Source organism: Acinetobacter sp. TUM15071 (assembly GCF_008980925.1).
Lineage (GTDB): Bacteria > Pseudomonadota > Gammaproteobacteria > Pseudomonadales > Moraxellaceae > Acinetobacter > Acinetobacter dispersus.
Genome location: NZ_BKGB01000081.1, coordinates 1 through 426, shown reverse-complemented (window position 1 = coordinate 426; position 426 = coordinate 1). Strand labels below are relative to the sequence as shown.

Below are 426 nucleotides of genomic sequence, written 5' to 3'. Positions count from 1 at the left end.
TAAACCTGCATCAACCATTTTTTCTGGATCGGGGGCAGCTTTAATCACGGCTTGCATCAGATTTTGCTGTAATTCTTCAATCATTTTTAAAAAGATGGTTTGGAATAAATCTTCACTCTTTTTAAATGATTCATAAAAATAACGTTCGGTGAGTTTTGCCTCTTGGCAGACATCTTTTACCGTCACTGAAAAAAAACCAAGGGTTCCGTAGGTTGCAATACCCGCTTCAATCAGCTTTTCACGGCGTGCCTCTTTACGTTCAGATAGAGATAACCCTTTGAACTGACGTTCTTTACTCACACTTTTTGTTTTCTTTTTACTGGTTGAGTCGTTAGTCGCCATAAATAAATTGTTTCCTGAAGAATGGTTTCCTAATTTATAGGTTTTAGCCAAATATGCTCACTATGATAAAGCCCTCAGCAGAAT

General features: G+C 37.3%; 1 pseudogene. It reads right to left on the bottom strand.

Annotated features, from left to right (window positions below):
• Nucleotides 1-342 (bottom strand): annotated as a pseudogene (locus tag GBI66_RS19340) (TetR/AcrR family transcriptional regulator); the annotation flags it as partial.
• Nucleotides 343-426: the final 84 nt, after the last annotated feature.